The organism is Citrobacter sp. CK195 (assembly GCF_030333365.1).
Taxonomy (GTDB): domain Bacteria; phylum Pseudomonadota; class Gammaproteobacteria; order Enterobacterales; family Enterobacteriaceae; genus Citrobacter_B; species Citrobacter_B koseri.
The window spans coordinates 1-17,120 of sequence record NZ_JAOWGB010000024.1; the positions used below are offsets into that span (position 1 = coordinate 1).

At 55.2% G+C, this 17,120-nt stretch carries 11 protein-coding genes and 2 rRNA genes; 9 read left to right on the forward strand and 4 right to left on the reverse strand.

Annotated features, from left to right (window positions below; genetic code table 11):
- Together OGX93_RS11240 and rrf are read left to right on the forward strand one after the other, a co-directional pair.
- Window positions 1-1,311, forward strand: a 23S ribosomal RNA gene (locus OGX93_RS11240); the annotation flags it as partial.
- A gap of 94 nt (window positions 1,312-1,405) precedes the next feature.
- Window positions 1,406-1,521 (forward strand): 5S ribosomal RNA (rrf, locus tag OGX93_RS11245).
- A gap of 90 nt (window positions 1,522-1,611) precedes the next feature.
- On the opposite strand, the gene OGX93_RS11250 is transcribed toward rrf, so the two are convergent.
- Complete coding sequence (locus OGX93_RS11250) at window positions 1,612-2,049, reverse strand: acetyltransferase (RefSeq protein WP_058668401.1); 438 nt, start codon at window positions 2,047-2,049, stop codon at window positions 1,612-1,614.
- Between the two features lie 156 nt (window positions 2,050-2,205).
- On the opposite strand from OGX93_RS11250, the gene metA reads away from it, so the two are divergent.
- The 4 genes from metA (at window position 2,206) to aceK (ending at window position 8,166) form a co-directional block, all read left to right on the forward strand.
- Window positions 2,206-3,135, forward strand: a complete 930-nt coding sequence (gene metA / locus OGX93_RS11255) for a homoserine O-acetyltransferase MetA (protein ID WP_012134677.1) — start codon at window positions 2,206-2,208, stop codon at window positions 3,133-3,135.
- A gap of 268 nt (window positions 3,136-3,403) precedes the next feature.
- Window positions 3,404-5,005, forward strand: coding sequence for a malate synthase A (gene aceB / locus OGX93_RS11260; protein ID WP_115182237.1), 1,602 nt, complete (start codon window positions 3,404-3,406; stop codon window positions 5,003-5,005).
- Window positions 5,006-5,036: 31 nt separating this feature from the next.
- On the forward strand, window positions 5,037-6,341 hold the full coding sequence (gene aceA / locus OGX93_RS11265; RefSeq protein WP_024130843.1) for an isocitrate lyase: 1,305 nt from the start codon (window positions 5,037-5,039) through the stop codon (window positions 6,339-6,341).
- A 97-nt stretch (window positions 6,342-6,438) separates the two neighbouring features.
- Window positions 6,439-8,166, forward strand: coding sequence for a bifunctional isocitrate dehydrogenase kinase/phosphatase (gene aceK / locus OGX93_RS11270; protein ID WP_286449947.1), 1,728 nt, complete (start codon window positions 6,439-6,441; stop codon window positions 8,164-8,166).
- 82 nt (window positions 8,167-8,248) lie between these two features.
- Here aceK and iclR read toward each other — a convergent pair whose 3' ends face one another.
- Window positions 8,249-9,073 carry a glyoxylate bypass operon transcriptional repressor IclR gene (iclR, locus tag OGX93_RS11275; RefSeq protein WP_047459716.1) on the reverse strand — a complete coding sequence of 275 codons (825 nt, stop codon included), beginning with the start codon at window positions 9,071-9,073 and terminating at the stop codon, window positions 8,249-8,251.
- A gap of 197 nt (window positions 9,074-9,270) precedes the next feature.
- Between iclR and metH the strand changes: the two genes are divergently transcribed.
- Entirely contained in the window at window positions 9,271-12,954 is a 3,684-nt protein-coding gene (gene metH / locus OGX93_RS11280; protein ID WP_112001367.1) for a methionine synthase, read from the forward strand.
- 227 nt (window positions 12,955-13,181) lie between these two features.
- A complete protein-coding gene (locus OGX93_RS11285) occupies window positions 13,182-14,813 on the forward strand; it encodes a Na/Pi cotransporter family protein (RefSeq protein ID WP_286487804.1) in 1,632 nt (543 codons plus the stop codon).
- Between the two features lie 116 nt (window positions 14,814-14,929).
- Here the strand turns inward: OGX93_RS11285 and pepE are convergent, their stop codons facing one another.
- Window positions 14,930-15,619, reverse strand: coding sequence for a dipeptidase PepE (pepE, locus tag OGX93_RS11290; RefSeq protein ID WP_012134669.1), 690 nt, complete (start codon window positions 15,617-15,619; stop codon window positions 14,930-14,932).
- Window positions 15,620-15,846: 227 nt separating this feature from the next.
- On the opposite strand from pepE, the gene rluF reads away from it, so the two are divergent.
- Window positions 15,847-16,722, forward strand: a complete 876-nt coding sequence (gene rluF, locus OGX93_RS11295) for a 23S rRNA pseudouridine(2604) synthase RluF (protein WP_058668405.1) — start codon at window positions 15,847-15,849, stop codon at window positions 16,720-16,722.
- On the opposite strand, the gene OGX93_RS11300 is transcribed toward rluF, so the two are convergent.
- The gene (locus OGX93_RS11300) at window positions 16,719-16,991 is read right to left on the reverse strand and encodes a YjbD family protein (RefSeq protein ID WP_012134667.1); all 273 of its coding nucleotides are present in this window, start codon (window positions 16,989-16,991) and stop codon (window positions 16,719-16,721) included. The genes rluF and OGX93_RS11300 overlap by 4 nt on opposite strands.
- Window positions 16,992-17,120 lie beyond the last annotated feature (129 nt).

The following is a 17,120-nucleotide window of genomic DNA, read 5'->3' on the forward strand; positions in this document are numbered from 1 at the left end:
AAATCGTACCCCAAACCGACACAGGTGGTCAGGTAGAGAATACCAAGGCGCTTGAGAGAACTCGGGTGAAGGAACTAGGCAAAATGGTGCCGTAACTTCGGGAGAAGGCACGCTGATATGTAGGTGAAGTGGTTTACCCATGGAGCTGAAATCAGTCGAAGATACCAGCTGGCTGCAACTGTTTATTAAAAACACAGCACTGTGCAAACACGAAAGTGGACGTATACGGTGTGACGCCTGCCCGGTGCCGGAAGGTTAATTGATGGGGTTATCCCTCGGGAGAAGCTCTTGATCGAAGCCCCGGTAAACGGCGGCCGTAACTATAACGGTCCTAAGGTAGCGAAATTCCTTGTCGGGTAAGTTCCGACCTGCACGAATGGCGTAATGATGGCCAGGCTGTCTCCACCCGAGACTCAGTGAAATTGAACTCGCTGTGAAGATGCAGTGTACCCGCGGCAAGACGGAAAGACCCCGTGAACCTTTACTATAGCTTGACACTGAACACTGGTCCTTGATGTGTAGGATAGGTGGGAGGCTTTGAAGTGTGGACGCCAGTCTGCATGGAGCCGCCCTTGAAATACCACCCTTTAATGGCTGGTGTTCTAACGTGGGCCCGTAATCCGGGTTGCGGACAGTGTCTGGTGGGTAGTTTGACTGGGGCGGTCTCCTCCTAAAGAGTAACGGAGGAGCACGAAGGTCAGCTAATCCTGGTCGGACATCAGGAGGTTAGTGCAATGGCATAAGCTGGCTTGACTGCGAGCGTGACGGCGCGAGCAGGTGCGAAAGCAGGTCATAGTGATCCGGTGGTTCTGAATGGAAGGGCCATCGCTCAACGGATAAAAGGTACTCCGGGGATAACAGGCTGATACCGCCCAAGAGTTCATATCGACGGCGGTGTTTGGCACCTCGATGTCGGCTCATCACATCCTGGGGCTGAAGTAGGTCCCAAGGGTATGGCTGTTCGCCATTTAAAGTGGTACGCGAGCTGGGTTTAGAACGTCGTGAGACAGTTCGGTCCCTATCTGCCGTGGGCGCTGGAGAACTGAGGGGGGCTGCTCCTAGTACGAGAGGACCGGAGTGGACGCATCACTGGTGTTCGGGTTGTCATGCCAATGGCACTGCCCGGTAGCTAAATGCGGAAGAGATAAGTGCTGAAAGCATCTAAGCACGAAACTTGCCCCGAGATGAGTTCTCCCTGACTCCTTGAGAGTCCTGAAGGAACGTTGAAGACGACGACGTTGATAGGCCGGGTGTGTAAGCGCAGCGATGCGTTGAGCTAACCGGTACTAATGAACCGTGAGGCTTAACCTTACAACGCCGAAGATGTTTTGGCGGACTGAGAGACGATTTTCAGCCTGATACAGATTAGAGTTTAATGCGAGAGGCATTAGACGAACAGAATTTGCCTGGCGGCCGTAGCGCGGTGGTCCCACCTGACCCCATGCCGAACTCAGAAGTGAAACGCCGTAGCGCCGATGGTAGTGTGGGGTCTCCCCATGCGAGAGTAGGGAACTGCCAGGCATTAATTAAAGTGAAGAGGCCATCCTGAGGGATGGCCTTTTTGCGTTCATGCGCCCGGGTGCAGCCGGATGACGCTGCGCCTTATCCGGCCTACGTATGAACCAGATTCAATAACGGATACGGTCTGCCAAGATCGTCTACCTCTGAACGTCCTGTCACTTTAAATCCCATCTTTTTGTAGAACCCAACCGCTTGTTCATTCTGTTCGTTAACGTTGGTTGTTAACTCGGGGGCCAGCGTAAACGCATGCTCAACCAGCAATTTCCCTACGCCGCAGCCACGAACGTCGGGATCGACAAACAGGGCATCCATGTGCTGCCCGGTCAGCAGCATAAACGCGACGGGCTCATCCTGCTCTGTCACTGCCACCCATAACGGCGCTTCTGGTAAAAAAGAACGCACCAGCTCTTCCAGCTCGCTCCGATAGGATGCAGACAGAAAATGGTGCGTAGCATCAACAGAACGACACCAGATAGCAATCAGTTTTTCCCCTTCATCCTGCCGCGATCGGCGAATGCTAATAACCATATTATCTCCTTTTCTTTGTGCTTATATTCTATCGTAAACACCGCCGTGAAACTTTCTCACCTTCAACATGCAGGCTCGACATTAGAAGAATTTCTGGGTATCTTCAGCTATCTGGATGTCTAAACGTTTAAACGTATGTAGTGAGGTTATCAGGTTATGCCAATTCGCGTGCTGGACGAGCTACCCGCCGTCAATTTCTTACGTGAGGAAAACGTCTTTGTTATGACGACATCCCGCGCTTCTGGCCAGGAAATTCGTCCGCTGAAGGTGCTTATCCTCAACCTGATGCCGAAGAAGATTGAAACGGAAAACCAGTTCCTGCGCCTGCTGTCAAACTCACCGCTTCAGGTCGATGTTCAACTCTTGCGGATTGATGCCCGTGAATCGCGTAATACACCGGCAGAGCATCTGAACAACTTCTACTGTAACTTCGAGGATATCTGCGATCAGAATTTCGATGGGCTGATTGTCACCGGCGCGCCTCTGGGTCTGGTGGAGTTTAATGATGTTGCGTATTGGCCGCAGATTAAGCAGGTGCTGGAGTGGGCAAAAGATCACGTCACCTCAACGCTGTTTGTCTGTTGGGCGGTACAGGCCGCGCTTAATATTCTCTATGGCATTCCGAAGCAAACCCGCACAGATAAACTTTCCGGCGTCTACGAACATCACATCCTTCATCCTCATGCTTTACTGACTCGTGGTTTTGATGATTCATTCCTTGCTCCGCACTCACGCTATGCCGACTTCCCGGCGGCGCTGATTCGGGACTATACCGACCTTGAGATCCTCGCAGAAACTGAAGATGGAGATGCCTACCTGTTCGCCAGCAAAGATAAACGTATCGCGTTTGTAACCGGTCACCCGGAGTACGATGCCCATACGCTGGCCAGTGAATATTTCCGGGATGTTGAAGCAGGTTTAAGTCCGAATGTACCGTACAACTATTTCCCTAAAAACGATCCGCAAAACAAACCTCGCGCGACCTGGCGCAGCCACGGTAATTTGCTGTTTACCAACTGGCTCAACTATTACGTCTACCAGATCACGCCATATGATCTGCGTCACATGAATCCAACGCTGGATTAATCTTCTGTAGCGCACGATCCTAAAGCGTTTCAGCATGTTGAAACAGGCACCTTCGGGTGCCTTTTTTATTTCTGAAACGCCGCTCATCTTGTAATTAAACTTTATTTTTATTGTTATCAATAAGTTAATTGATAATTAAATTTAAAATGGAAATTGTTTTTGATTTTGGAATTTAATTGAGTAGTCTTAGTTGTGCTGAACGAAAACCACACAACGATCCTTCGTTCGCATTGGGGATGTATTCGGATCAATGACGAGGAGCTGCATAATGAATCAACAGGCAACGACAACCGATGAACTGACCTTTACCAGGCCTTATGGTGAGCAGGAGAAGCAAATTCTGGCCGCAGAAGCGGTAGAGTTTCTGACCGAACTGGTGACGCGTTTTACGCCAAAGCGTAACAAACTCCTCGCTGCTCGTATTCAGCAACAGCAGGATATTGATGACGGTAAGTTGCCTGATTTTATTTCGGAAACCGCTTCCATTCGTGAAGGTGACTGGAAAATTCGCGGTATTCCTGACGATTTACAGGATCGTCGCGTGGAAATCACCGGCCCGGTAGAACGTAAAATGGTGATTAACGCGCTGAATGCTAACGTGAAAGTATTCATGGCCGACTTTGAGGATTCACTGGCGCCGGAGTGGAGCAAAGTGATTGATGGCCAGATCAACCTGCGTGATGCGGTGAACGGCACCATCAGCTACACCAACGAAGCCGGGAAAATCTATCAACTCAAGCCGGACCCGGCGTTACTGATTTGTCGCGTACGCGGTTTACACCTGCCGGAAAAACATGTGACCTGGCGTGGTGAAGCCATTCCTGGCAGCCTGTTTGATTTCGCTCTCTACTTTTTCCACAACTATAAAGCGTTGCTGGCAAAAGGCAGCGGCCCGTATTTCTACCTGCCGAAAACTCAGGCCTGGCAGGAGGCAGCCTGGTGGAGCGAAGTCTTCAGCTATGCCGAAGACCGTTTTAATCTGCCGCGCGGCACCATCAAAGCCACCTTGCTGATTGAAACGCTGCCTGCCGTCTTCCAGATGGATGAGATCCTGCACGCGCTGCGTGACCATATTGTTGGTCTTAACTGCGGCCGCTGGGATTACATTTTCAGCTATATCAAAACACTGAAAAATCACCCGGATCGCGTCCTGCCGGACCGTCAGGTGGTGACGATGGATAAACCGTTCCTCAGCGCCTATTCACGGCTGTTGATCAAAACCTGCCATAAGCGCGGCGCATTTGCGATGGGCGGCATGGCGGCGTTTATCCCGAGCAAAGACGCCGAGCGCAACAATCAAGTGCTCAACAAAGTGAAAGCGGACAAAGCGCTGGAAGCCAATAACGGTCATGACGGCACCTGGATCGCGCATCCGGGGCTGGCGGACACCGCGATGACGGTCTTTAACGAGGCGCTGGGCGAAAACCAGAACCAGCTGTTTGTTACCCGTGATGAAGATGCGCCCATTACTGCCGAACAGCTGCTGGCGCCCTGCGAGGGCGATCGTACCGAAGAGGGGATGCGCGCCAATATTCGCGTGGCGGTGCAGTACATCGAAGCATGGATCTCCGGCAATGGCTGCGTACCGATTTATGGCCTGATGGAAGATGCGGCAACGGCTGAAATCTCCCGCACCTCTATCTGGCAATGGATTCATCACGAGAAAACCCTGAGCAACGGCAAACCCGTCACGAAAGCGCTATTCCGCCAGATGCTGGCCGAAGAGATGCTGGTGATCCAGGACGAGCTGGGAGAGCACCGCTTCAGCAGCGGGCGCTTTGATGAAGCCGCGCGCCTGATGGAGCAGATCACTACCTCTGATGAACTGATCGATTTCTTGACCCTGCCAGGCTACCGCCTGCTGGCTTAACTCACCACATAACAATATGGAGCATCTGCACATGAAAACCCGTACCCAACAAATCGAAGAGTTACAGAAAGAATGGACGCAACCGCGCTGGGAAGGCATCCGTCGCCCGTATAGCGCGGAGGAAGTGGTGAAATTACGCGGCTCGGTCAACCCGGAATGTACGCTGGCGCAGCTTGGCGCGGCCAAAATGTGGCGTCTGCTGCATGGCGACGCGAAAAAAGGCTACATCAATAGCCTCGGCGCACTGACCGGCGGCCAGGCGCTGCAACAGGCGAAAGCGGGCATTGAGGCGGTCTATCTGTCCGGCTGGCAGGTGGCGGCGGACGCTAACCTGGCCTCCAGCATGTACCCGGATCAATCGCTGTACCCGGCAAACTCTGTTCCGGCGGTCGTGGATCGGATCAACAACACTTTCCGTCGTGCGGATCAGATCCAGTGGGCATCCGGCATTGAGCCTGGCGATCCGCGCTTTGTCGATTACTTCCTGCCGATCGTTGCCGATGCGGAGGCCGGTTTTGGCGGCGTACTGAACGCGTTTGAACTGATGAAATCGATGATCGAAGCCGGTGCAGCGGCTGTTCACTTCGAAGATCAGCTTGCGTCGGTGAAGAAGTGCGGTCATATGGGCGGCAAAGTTCTGGTGCCGACGCAGGAAGCCATTCAGAAACTGGTGGCTGCGCGTCTGGCGGCTGACGTGATGGGCGTACCGACGTTGCTGATTGCCCGTACCGATGCGGATGCGGCAGATCTGATAACCTCCGACTGCGACGCGTACGACAGTGAATTTATTACCGGCGAACGCACCAGCGAAGGCTTCTTCCGCACGCGTGCCGGTATTGAACAGGCGATCAGCCGTGGGCTGGCGTATGCGCCTTACGCAGACCTGGTGTGGTGCGAAACCTCCACGCCAGACCTTGAACTGGCGAAGCGCTTTGCCGATGCCATCCATGCGAAATACCCGGGTAAACTGCTGGCCTACAACTGCTCGCCGTCGTTCAACTGGCAGAAGAACCTGGACGATAAAACCATCGCCAGCTTCCAGCAGCAGCTGTCGGACATGGGCTACAAGTACCAGTTCATCACCCTGGCGGGCATCCACAGCATGTGGTTCAACATGTTCGACCTGGCACATTCCTATGCGCAGGGTGAAGGCATGCGCCACTATGTTGAGAAGGTTCAGCAGCCAGAATTTGCGGCGGCCAAAGACGGTTACACCTTCGTGTCCCATCAGCAGGAAGTGGGGACAGGCTACTTCGACAAAGTGACCACCATTATTCAGGGCGGTACCTCCTCAGTGACGGCATTAACGGGTTCTACTGAAGAATCGCAGTTCTGATTCATGCCGGATGGCGCTTACGCTTATCCGGCCTACCCTGAACCGTAGGCCGGATAAGGCGCTTGCACCGCCATCCGGCAACCGATGAGGACAAACCATGTCGCGTGGCCTGGAATTACTGATTGCTCAAACCATCCTGCAAGGCTTTGACGCGCAGTATGGTCGATTTCTGGAAGTGACTTCCGGCGCGCAGCAGCGCTTTGAACAGGCCGACTGGCATGCCGTGCAGCAGGCGATGAAAAACCGTATCCACCTCTACGATCATCACGTTGGTCTGGTGGTGGAACAGTTGCGCTGCATTACTGACGGCAAAAGCACCGATGCGGCCTTTTTACTGCGTGTCAAAGAGCATTACACCCGGCTGTTGCCGGATTACCCGCGCTTCGAGATTGCGGAGAGCTTTTTTAACTCCGTCTACTGTCGGTTATTTGACCACCGCTCGCTCACTCCCGAGCGGCTTTTTATCTTTAGCTCCCAGCCTGAACGCCGGTTTCGCACGATCCCGCGCCCGCTGGCGAAAGATTTCTTCCCCGATCACGGCTGGGAACCGCTGTTGACGCGTATTCTCAGCGATCTACCGCTGCGTTTGCCCTGGCAAAACAAAAGCCGTGATATTCATTACATCATTGCTCACCTGACGGAAGCGTTCGGAGCGGAGGCTTTGCACCGCAGCCATTTGCAGGTGGCGAATGAGCTGTTTTATCGCAATAAAGCCGCCTGGCTGGTGGGGAAGTTGCTGACCCCAGCCGGCACGTTGCCGTTTTTGCTGCCGATTCATCGCACCGATGAAGGCGAACTGTTTGTCGATACCTGCCTGACCACCACGGCTGAGGCCAGTATCGTGTTTGGTTTTGCCCGTTCCTACTTCATGGTGTACGCGCCGTTGCCTGCCGCGCTGGTTGAGTGGCTGCGTGAGATCCTGCCAGGTAAAACCACCGCCGAGCTGTACATGGCGATTGGCTGTCAGAAGCATGCGAAAACCGAGAGCTATCGCGAGTATTTACTGTATCTGGCGAACAGCGATGAGCAGTTTATTGAAGCGCCCGGTATTCGCGGCATGGTGATGCTGGTGTTTACGCTGCCGGGCTTTGACCGGGTGTTTAAGATCATCAAGGATACGTTTGCCCCACAAAAGGAGATGTCGGCCGCCCATGTGCGCGCCTGCTATCAACTCGTTAAAGAACACGATCGCGTCGGGCGGATGGCCGATACGCAGGAGTTCGAGAACTTTGTGCTGGAGAAGCGGCGAATCGCGCCAGCGCTGATGACGCTGTTGCGCCAGGAGGCGCCGGAGAAAATCATCGACCTTGGCGATCAGATAGTGATTCGCCATCTCTACATTGAGCGTCGTATGGTGCCGCTGAATATCTGGCTGGAGCAGGTGGAGGGCCAGCAACTGCGTGACGCGATTGAAGAGTACGGCAATGCGATTCGCCAGCTTGCCGCCGCCAACATCTTCCCCGGCGACATGCTGTTTAAAAACTTTGGCGTCACCCGCCACGGGCGCGTGGTGTTCTACGATTACGATGAAATTTGCTACATGACGGAAGTGAATTTCCGCGATATTCCGCAAGCGCGCTACCCGGAAGATGAGCTGGCCAGCGAGCCCTGGTACAGCGTTTCGCCAGGGGATGTTTTCCCGGAAGAGTTTCGCCACTGGCTGTGCGCTGACCCAAGAATTGGGCCGTTATTTGAGGAGATGCACGCCGACCTGTTCCGCGCCGACTACTGGCGGGCGTTACAGACGCGTATCCGCGAAGGACATGTGGAAGATGTTTACGCCTATCGGCGCAAACAGCGGTTTTGCTTCAGATTTGCGGCTTGACGCCCGGTGGCGCTGCGCTTACCGGGCCTACACGTGACTGTAGGCTGGATAAGGCGCTTGCGCCGCCATCCGGCAAGCCTTCTTATCTAAACCCGCCGTATGCCAGCGTGACTTCTTTCGCCGCTTTAATCACCATCGCGCCAAACTCGGTGACGCGATCGTCAGTGATGCGGGAAATCGGCCCGGAAATTGAGATCGCGGCAAACGGCTCGCGGTGCTCGTCGTAAATGCACGACGCAACGCAACGCAGGCCAAGCGCGTGCTCTTCATCATCAAAAGAATAACCGCGCTTGCGCGTCTGGGCGAGGTCGTCTTTCAGATGTACCGGCGACACCAGCGTAGCGTGGGTATAGGCATGCAGCCCTTTACGGTGCAGCAGGCCAGTCACCTGCTCTTCGCTGAGTTGCGCCAGAAACGCTTTCCCGGCGCCGGAAGCGTGCATTGGCAGTTTGCCGCCGATGGGCGCAGACATGCGCATCAGCTGTGTGCACTGTACCTGGTCGATAATAATCGCCTGGTGATCGCTCTGATCCAGTACCGCCAGATTGACCGTCTCACCGGAGTCTTCCATCAGTTTGCGCAGGATAGGGTGGACAATCGCCAGCAGGTTACGGCTCTGCAAAAAACTGCTGCCGACGATAAACGCATGGGCGCCCACGGCCCAGTGGCCCAGCTCTCCCACCTGTCGCACAAAGCCCTGCTGCTGCATGGTGGTCAACAAACGGTGAGTCGTGGAGTTCGGCAGGCCCGCCTGCTGCGCCAGTTCGGTCAGCGCGACGCTGCCGTTGGATTCGGCAATCCACTCCAGCAGCTTCAGGCCACGGGTCAGCGACTGAACCTGCCCGGTTGCGGGCGCAGTGGCAGCGGCGGGTTTTCTACCGCGTTTCGCGGGGACAGGGGCAACCATGGCGGACTCCTTTTCTGTATCGTGGAAATCATTTTCGTTTTATTAAAATATAATGCAAGAATTCCTGCACTGATCGGAGGAGTGAAGCTGAACATGTCTCATGTTACCCGTTGTTCTCTTTTCCGCCTGTCGTGTTTATGCCAGTATGGTTCGTTGGCCTTTTTTCGGTCCAGGTTGAGTGTTGTCGGGAGCAAGTCGTGAGCAGCAAAGTTGAACAACTGCGTGCGCAGTTAGATGAACGTATTCTGGTTCTGGATGGTGGCATGGGGACAATGATCCAGAGCTATCGCCTGAGTGAAGAGGATTTTCGCGGCGAGCGTTTTGCTGACTGGCCCTGCGATTTGAAAGGCAACAACGACCTGCTGGTACTCAGCAAGCCGGAGGTGATTACCGCGATTCATCACGCTTACTTTGAGGCGGGTGCGGATATCATCGAAACCAACACGTTTAACTCCACGACGATTGCGATGGCGGATTACCAGATGGAATCCCTGTCGGCGGAAATCAACTTTACCGCTGCGAAACTGGCCCGCGCCTGCGCCGATGAATGGACGGCGCGCACGCCGGAAAAACCGCGCTACGTTGCGGGCGTGCTTGGCCCAACCAACCGCACCGCGTCCATCTCGCCGGACGTGAATGACCCGGCGTTTCGCAATATCTCCTTCGATCAGCTGGTCGCGGCCTATCGCGAATCCACTAAAGCGCTGGTGGAAGGCGGGTCAGACCTGATTCTGATTGAAACCGTCTTTGACACGCTGAATGCGAAAGCCGCCGTTTTTGCGGTGAAAGAAGAATTTGAAGCGCTGGGCGTCGAGCTGCCGATTATGATCTCCGGCACGATTACCGATGCGTCCGGGCGCACGCTCTCTGGCCAGACTACCGAAGCGTTTTATAACTCGCTGCGTCACGCCGAAGCGCTCACCTTTGGTCTTAACTGCGCGCTGGGGCCGGATGAACTGCGTCAGTATGTGCAGGAACTGGCGCGCATTGCCGAATGCTATGTCACCGCGCACCCGAATGCCGGTCTGCCTAACGCCTTCGGCGAATACGATCTTGATGCTGATACGATGGCGAAGCAGATCCGCGAGTGGGCGGAGTCGGGCTTTCTCAACATTGTCGGCGGCTGCTGTGGGACGACGCCGGAACACATTGCCGCGATGAGCCGCGCGGTTGATGGTTTAGCGCCGCGTAAACTGCCCGATATTCCGGTTGCCTGTCGCCTCTCTGGCCTTGAGCCGTTGAATATTGGCGATGACAGCCTGTTTGTAAACGTGGGGGAGCGTACTAACGTCACTGGTTCCGCTAAATTTAAGCGGCTGATCAAAGAAGATAAATACAGCGAAGCGCTGGATGTCGCCCGCCAGCAGGTGGAGAGCGGCGCGCAGATTATCGATATCAACATGGATGAGGGGATGCTCGACGCCGAAGTCGCGATGGTGCGCTTCCTCAACCTGATTGCCGGTGAGCCGGATATCGCCCGCGTACCGATCATGATCGACTCCTCAAAATGGGAGGTCATCGAAAAAGGGCTGAAATGCATTCAGGGTAAAGGCATCGTTAACTCCATTTCGATGAAAGAGGGCGTGGAAACCTTTATCCACCATGCGAAGCTGCTGCGTCGCTATGGTGCGGCGGTGGTGGTGATGGCCTTTGATGAACAAGGGCAGGCCGATACCCGCGCGCGTAAGATCGAGATTTGCCGCCGGGCGTACAACATTCTCACCAAAGAGGTGGGCTTCCCGCCGGAAGACATTATCTTTGACCCGAACATTTTTGCCGTAGCGACCGGTATCGACGAGCACAACAACTACGCGCAGGACTTTATCGGCGCCTGTGAAGATATCAAACGCGAACTGCCGCACGCGCTGATCTCCGGCGGCGTCTCTAACGTCTCCTTCTCGTTTCGCGGCAACGACCCGGTGCGCGAAGCGATTCATGCGGTGTTCCTCTACTACGCCATCCGTAACGGCATGGACATGGGGATCGTCAACGCCGGGCAACTGGCGATTTATGACGACCTGCCCGCCGAGCTGCGCGACGCGGTGGAAGATGTGATCCTCAATCGCCGCGACGATAGCACCGAGCGTCTGCTGGCGCTGGCGGAAAAATACCGTGGCAGCAAAGCCGATGATTCAGCCAATGCGCAACAGGCGGAATGGCGCAGTTGGGAAGTGAAAAAACGCCTTGAGTATTCGCTGGTAAAAGGCATTACCGAGTTTATCGAACAGGATACCGAAGAAGCCCGTCAGCAGGCGACGCGTCCGATCGAGGTTATCGAAGGGCCGCTGATGGACGGTATGAACGTGGTGGGCGACCTGTTCGGCGAAGGCAAAATGTTCCTGCCGCAGGTGGTGAAATCGGCCCGCGTCATGAAGCAGGCGGTGGCGTATCTGGAACCGTTTATTGAAGCCAGCAAAGAGCAGGGCTCCAGCAACGGTAAAATGGTTATCGCCACCGTGAAGGGCGACGTGCATGACATTGGCAAAAACATTGTTGGCGTCGTTTTACAGTGCAACAACTATGAAATCATCGATCTTGGCGTTATGGTGCCGGCAGAAAAAATCCTCAAAACCGCGAAGGAAGTGAATGCGGATTTGATTGGTCTCTCCGGCCTGATTACCCCGTCGCTGGATGAAATGGTCAACGTGGCGAAGGAGATGGAACGTCAGGGCTTCACCATCCCGCTGCTGATTGGCGGCGCGACCACGTCCAAAGCGCATACGGCGGTGAAGATTGAGCAGAACTACAGCGGCCCGACGGTCTATGTCCAGAACGCCTCGCGTACCGTGGGCGTCGTGGCTGCGTTGCTGTCTGAAACCCAGCACGATGAGTTTGTCGCCCGTACCCGTAAAGAGTATGAAACCGTGCGCATCCAGCATGCGCGTAAGAAACCGCGCACGCCGCCAGTGACGCTGGCCGCCGCGCGTGATAATGACCTGGCATTTGACTGGGAAAGCTATACACCGCCTGTCGCTCATCGTCTGGGCGTGCAGGACGTTGAGGCCAGTATCGAAACGCTGCGCAACTACATCGACTGGACGCCGTTCTTTATGACCTGGTCGCTGGCCGGGAAATATCCGCGCATTCTCGAAGACGAAGTGGTGGGCGAAGAGGCGAAACGCCTGTTTAAAGACGCCAACGACATGCTGGATAAACTGAGTGCCGAGAAGACGCTCAACCCGCGTGGCGTGGTGGGGCTGTTCCCGGCAAACCGTGTGGGTGATGATATCGAAATTTACCGCGATGAGACGCGTACCCATGTGCTGGCGGTCAGCCATCATCTGCGTCAGCAAACGGAGAAGGTGGGTTTCGCCAACTATTGCCTGTCTGACTTTGTTGCGCCGAAACAGAGCGGCAAAGAGGATTACATTGGCGCCTTCGCCGTCACGGGCGGTCTGGAAGAGGATGCGCTGGCAGAGGCATTCGAGGCGCAGCATGATGATTACAACAAGATTATGGTCAAAGCGATCGCCGACCGTCTGGCGGAAGCCTTTGCGGAATACCTGCATGAGCGGGTACGTAAAGTCTACTGGGGCTATGCGGCGAATGAGAACCTCAGCAACGAGGAGCTGATCCGCGAAAACTATCAGGGGATTCGTCCGGCGCCAGGCTATCCGGCCTGCCCGGAGCACACTGAGAAGGGTACCATCTGGCAACTGCTGGACGTGGAAAAACACACCGGCATGAAGCTGACCGAATCCTACGCCATGTGGCCGGGCGCTTCCGTTTCCGGTTGGTACTTCAGCCATCCTGACAGCAAGTACTACACCGTCGCGCAAATACAGCGCGATCAGGTGGAGGATTATGCGCAGCGTAAAGGGATGACGGTCGCGGAGGTGGAGCGCTGGTTGGCTTCCAACCTGGGCTATGATGCCGACTAGTTCATAAAACTGTCATTTTTCCTTACAACAAACAGGGTGCTCATCGGGCACCCTGTCTCTTTATTGTTTTGAAACCCTTATACTGGAAGAAGGTTCACGGGGCAGCTTGCCGGATGGCGGCGTAAACGCCTATCCGGCCTACAAATATCCCCGTAAGCCGGATAAGCGCAGCGCCATCCGGTAAAAAAGGCTGAACATCATAATAATGATAAGGAGTACCTGATTCTGTGTTAACTCTGCTACACCTGCTTTCTGCTGTTGCCCTGCTGGTGTGGGGCACCCATATTGTGCGTACCGGCGTGATGCGCGTTTTCGGCGCCCGTCTGCGTACCGTTCTCAGCCGCAGTGTTGAAAAGAAACCGCTCGCCTTCTGCGCGGGTATCGGCGTTACTGCGCTGGTGCAAAGCAGTAACGCCACGACTATGCTGGTGACGTCATTTGTCGCCCAGGATCTGGTCGCCCTGACGCCTGCACTGGTGATTGTGTTGGGGGCCGACGTGGGGACCGCGCTGATGGCGCGTATCCTTACCTTTGATTTGTCATGGTTATCGCCGCTGCTGATTTTCATCGGCGTTATCTTCTTTTTGGGGCGTAAGCAGTCACGCGCCGGACAACTGGGGCGAGTGGGGATCGGTCTTGGCCTGATACTGCTGGCGCTGGAGCTGATTGTGCAGGCGGTGACGCCGATTACTCAGGCGAATGGCGTACAGGTCATCTTCGCCTCGCTGACCGGCGACATCATGCTGGATGCGCTGATTGGCGCCATGTTTGCCATCATCAGCTATTCCAGCCTGGCAGCCGTCCTGCTGACGGCCACGCTGACGGCGGCGGGCATCATATCGTTCCCGGTCGCGTTGTGCCTGGTCATCGGCGCCAACCTTGGTTCCGGCCTGCTGGCGATGCTCAACAACAGCGCAGCCAATGCCGCCGCTCGCCGCGTGGCGCTGGGCAGTCTGCTGTTTAAGCTGGTGGGCAGCCTGATTATCCTGCCGTTTGTCCATGTGCTGGCCGATACGATGGATGCGTTACCGCTGCCAAAATCCGAACTGGTTATCTACTTCCACGTTTTTTACAACCTGGCGCGGTGTCTGGTGATGATTCCGTTCGCCGAACCGATGGCACGTTTCTGTAAACGTATTATCCGCGATGAACCGGAACTGGATGCCCATCTGAAGCCTAAACATCTGGATGTCAGCGCGCTGGACACGCCAACGCTCGCGCTGGCCAATGCCGCCCGGGAAGCGCTGCGCATTGGTGATGCGATGGAGCAGATGATGGAAGGTCTGAAAAAGGTGATGCACGGCGAGCCGCGCGAAGAGAAAGAGCTGCGCAAGCTGGCGGATGATATCAACGTGCTTTACACCGCCATCAAACTCTATCTGGCGCGGATGCCGAAAGAGGAACTGGCGGAGGAAGAGTCGCGGCGCTGGGCGGAAATCATCGAGATGTCCCTGAACCTGGAGCAGGCCTCGGATATCGTCGAACGGATGGGCAGCGAGATTGCCGACAAGTCGCTGGCGGCGCGGCGGGCGTTTTCCATTGAAGGGCTGAAAGAGCTGGATGCGCTGTATGATCAGTTACTCAGCAACCTGCAACTGGCGATGTCGGTGTTTTTCTCCGGCGACGTTACCAGCGCCCGACGTTTGCGTCGCAGCAAACATCGTTTCCGTATTCTCAATCGTCGTTATTCACATGCGCATGTGGATTGCCTGCACCAGCAGAACGTACAGAGCATCGAAACCAGCTCATTGCATCTGGGACTGCTGGGCGATATGCAACGCCTGAATTCGCTGTTTTGTTCGGTGGCTTACAGCGTGCTGGAGCAGCCGGATGAAGACGACGAGCGGGATGACTATTGATTGCTGATTGCCGGATGGCGGCGTGAAACGCCTTATCCGGCCTACGTTATAAGCACTATCCTGTAGGCCTGATAAGCGTAGCGCCATCAGGCATTTTACATTCTACATGGCGACGATCAGAAGCGATGACCGGCTTCAAGAGGAACCGCTTCTTCACCCGCGTTGAACACATACGTCGTGTTCGGGCCGCCGAGCGTCGCCTGCCCCTTACTCACCTGAATCCAGTTGCCTTCCGGCAGGCCAATCACCGTTAACTCTGGCGCGACCACCAGCAGCTCGCGAATACGCTGTTCGCGGGTTTCGCCTTTGTGACCTTCCGGCAACGCGTTAGTGAAGTGCGGGTTAATCTGCAACGGGAACAGACCCAGCGCATCAAATCCTTGTGGGTCAACGATTGGCATATCGTTGGTGGTGCGAATGGTCGGACAGGCAAGGTTCGCGCCCGCGCTCCAGCCGATATACAACGCGCCACGCTTAACGGCAGCCACGATGGGCGCCAGCAGCCCACGTTCACGGCTCTCTTTTAGCAACTGGAAAGTGTTCCCACCGCCGACAATCACCACTTCCGCATCGGCAATCGCTGCGACCGGATCGGCGACGCTATGAATACCGGTCACTGAAACGCCGAGCGGCGCAAGGACTGCGGCGGTTTTCGCTGTGTAATCGTCCCAGGTTTGCGTAACGCCAGCAAACGGGAGAAACACCGCTGAACGGCGGCCATGCAGTTGTTCCGCCACCAGCGGCAGCGCGTGTTCCAGCCAGGCTTTTCCCGGCAGAGTGGAGTTACTCAATAACAGCAGTTCCATGACATCTCCAGTAATCAAAAAGTAAAAACATCCGTGATGCTACCACCGCTCATCTTACCGCTTGCTGATGTGGCTCACGATGTGGTTATCGATATTCTGGAACGCGTCTCGCAGGGGGATTTCGTGATGTCATCGACTTTATGAGCAGCGGTGAGCCGCACTCCTGTCATTCGACGCTTTTTCCCTGACCGCAAGGTGCGGTATATTTCGCTTTTACAGGAGAATTTATGCTGCCCGACTCATCTGTCCGATTAAATAAATACATCAGTGAAAGCGGAATTTGCTCGCGTCGCGAGGCGGATCGCTACATTGAACAAGGGAATGTCTTCATTAATGGCAAACGCGCCACCATTGGCGATCAGGTGATGCCTGGCGACGTGGTGAAGGTGAATGGTCGGTTGATTGAGCCGCGCGAAGCGGAAGATCTGGTCTTTATCGCGCTGAACAAGCCGGTAGGGATTGTCAGTACCACGGAAGACAGCGAACGCGATAACATCGTGGATTTCGTGAACCATAGCAAACGTATTTTCCCGATTGGCCGCCTGGATAAAGACTCCCAGGGGCTTATCTTTCTTACCAATCACGGCGATCTGGTCAACAAAATCCTCCGTGCCGGTAACGATCACGAGAAAGAGTATCTGGTCACGGTTGATAAGCCAGTAACGGATGACTTTATTCGCGGTATGGGCTCAGGCGTCCCGATCCTCGGCACGGTGACCAAAAAGTGCAAGGTGAAGAAGGAAGCGCCGTTTGTTTTCCGCATTACCCTGATTCAGGGGCTGAACCGCCAGATCCGCCGCATGTGCGAGCACTTTGGCTATGAAGTGACGAAACTCGAACGCACGCGCATTATGAACGTGAGTTTATCCGGTCTGCCGCCCGGCGAGTGGCGGGATCTGACGGATGACGAACTCATCGCTCTGTTTAAGCTGATCGAAAACTCTTCATCAGAAGCCAAACCGACGTCGAAGGCGAAAGCGAAGCCGAAAACGGCGGGCATTAAGCGTCCGGTGGTGAAAATCGAAAAAACCAATGAGAAAGCGCGCCCGGCGTCAAACGGAAAACGCTTTACCTCGCCGGGGCGGAAGAAGAAAGGGCGTTAACGTCTGCCGCGCGTCGGCGTATTGGCCGACCAGGAAAACGACGCCTCAGTATCTGGTTTATAAGCCTGCTTTTTCTTCAACTGGCGGGCTTTTTTGGCCTCTGCTTCGCGCAGCGCCATTAACTTATCAATGTACTCCTTTTTCACGCTGTTGGTTTCCGCATTCGTGAGCGGACGGCCATGTGCAATGCGCGCGCGGTCGAGCAGCGTTTTCAGTTCACGCTGCTCGCGCTCGGTCATCTCTTTTTGGGTGATGCGTGGGAGTGCCATAAATGTACCCTCGGTCAGTCAGATAACCCAGTGTACGGCAAAGTGCAGAGGCTGTGTAGGCCGGATAAGGCGTTAGCCACCATCCGGCGACGTGCACGGATTGCGCCTGATGGCGCTACGCTTATCAGG

What these genes read in the sequence shown, in the direction of transcription:
- aceB (WP_115182237.1), top strand. Translation starts at nt 3,404, where the DNA reads ATGAATCAACAGGCAACGACAACCGATGAACTGACCTTTACCAGGCCT.
- OGX93_RS11300 (WP_012134667.1), bottom strand. Translation starts at nt 16,991, where the DNA reads ATGGCACTCCCACGCATCACCCAAAAAGAGATGACCGAGCGCGAGCAG.
- iclR (WP_047459716.1), bottom strand. Translation starts at nt 9,073, where the DNA reads ATGGTTGCCCCTGTCCCCGCGAAACGCGGTAGAAAACCCGCCGCTGCC.
- pepE (WP_012134669.1), bottom strand. Translation starts at nt 15,619, where the DNA reads ATGGAACTGCTGTTATTGAGTAACTCCACTCTGCCGGGAAAAGCCTGG.
- rluF (WP_058668405.1), top strand. Translation starts at nt 15,847, where the DNA reads ATGCTGCCCGACTCATCTGTCCGATTAAATAAATACATCAGTGAAAGC.
- metA (WP_012134677.1), top strand. Translation starts at nt 2,206, where the DNA reads ATGCCAATTCGCGTGCTGGACGAGCTACCCGCCGTCAATTTCTTACGT.
- OGX93_RS11250 (WP_058668401.1), bottom strand. Translation starts at nt 2,049, where the DNA reads ATGGTTATTAGCATTCGCCGATCGCGGCAGGATGAAGGGGAAAAACTG.
- aceK (WP_286449947.1), top strand. Translation starts at nt 6,439, where the DNA reads ATGTCGCGTGGCCTGGAATTACTGATTGCTCAAACCATCCTGCAAGGC.
- aceA (WP_024130843.1), top strand. Translation starts at nt 5,037, where the DNA reads ATGAAAACCCGTACCCAACAAATCGAAGAGTTACAGAAAGAATGGACG.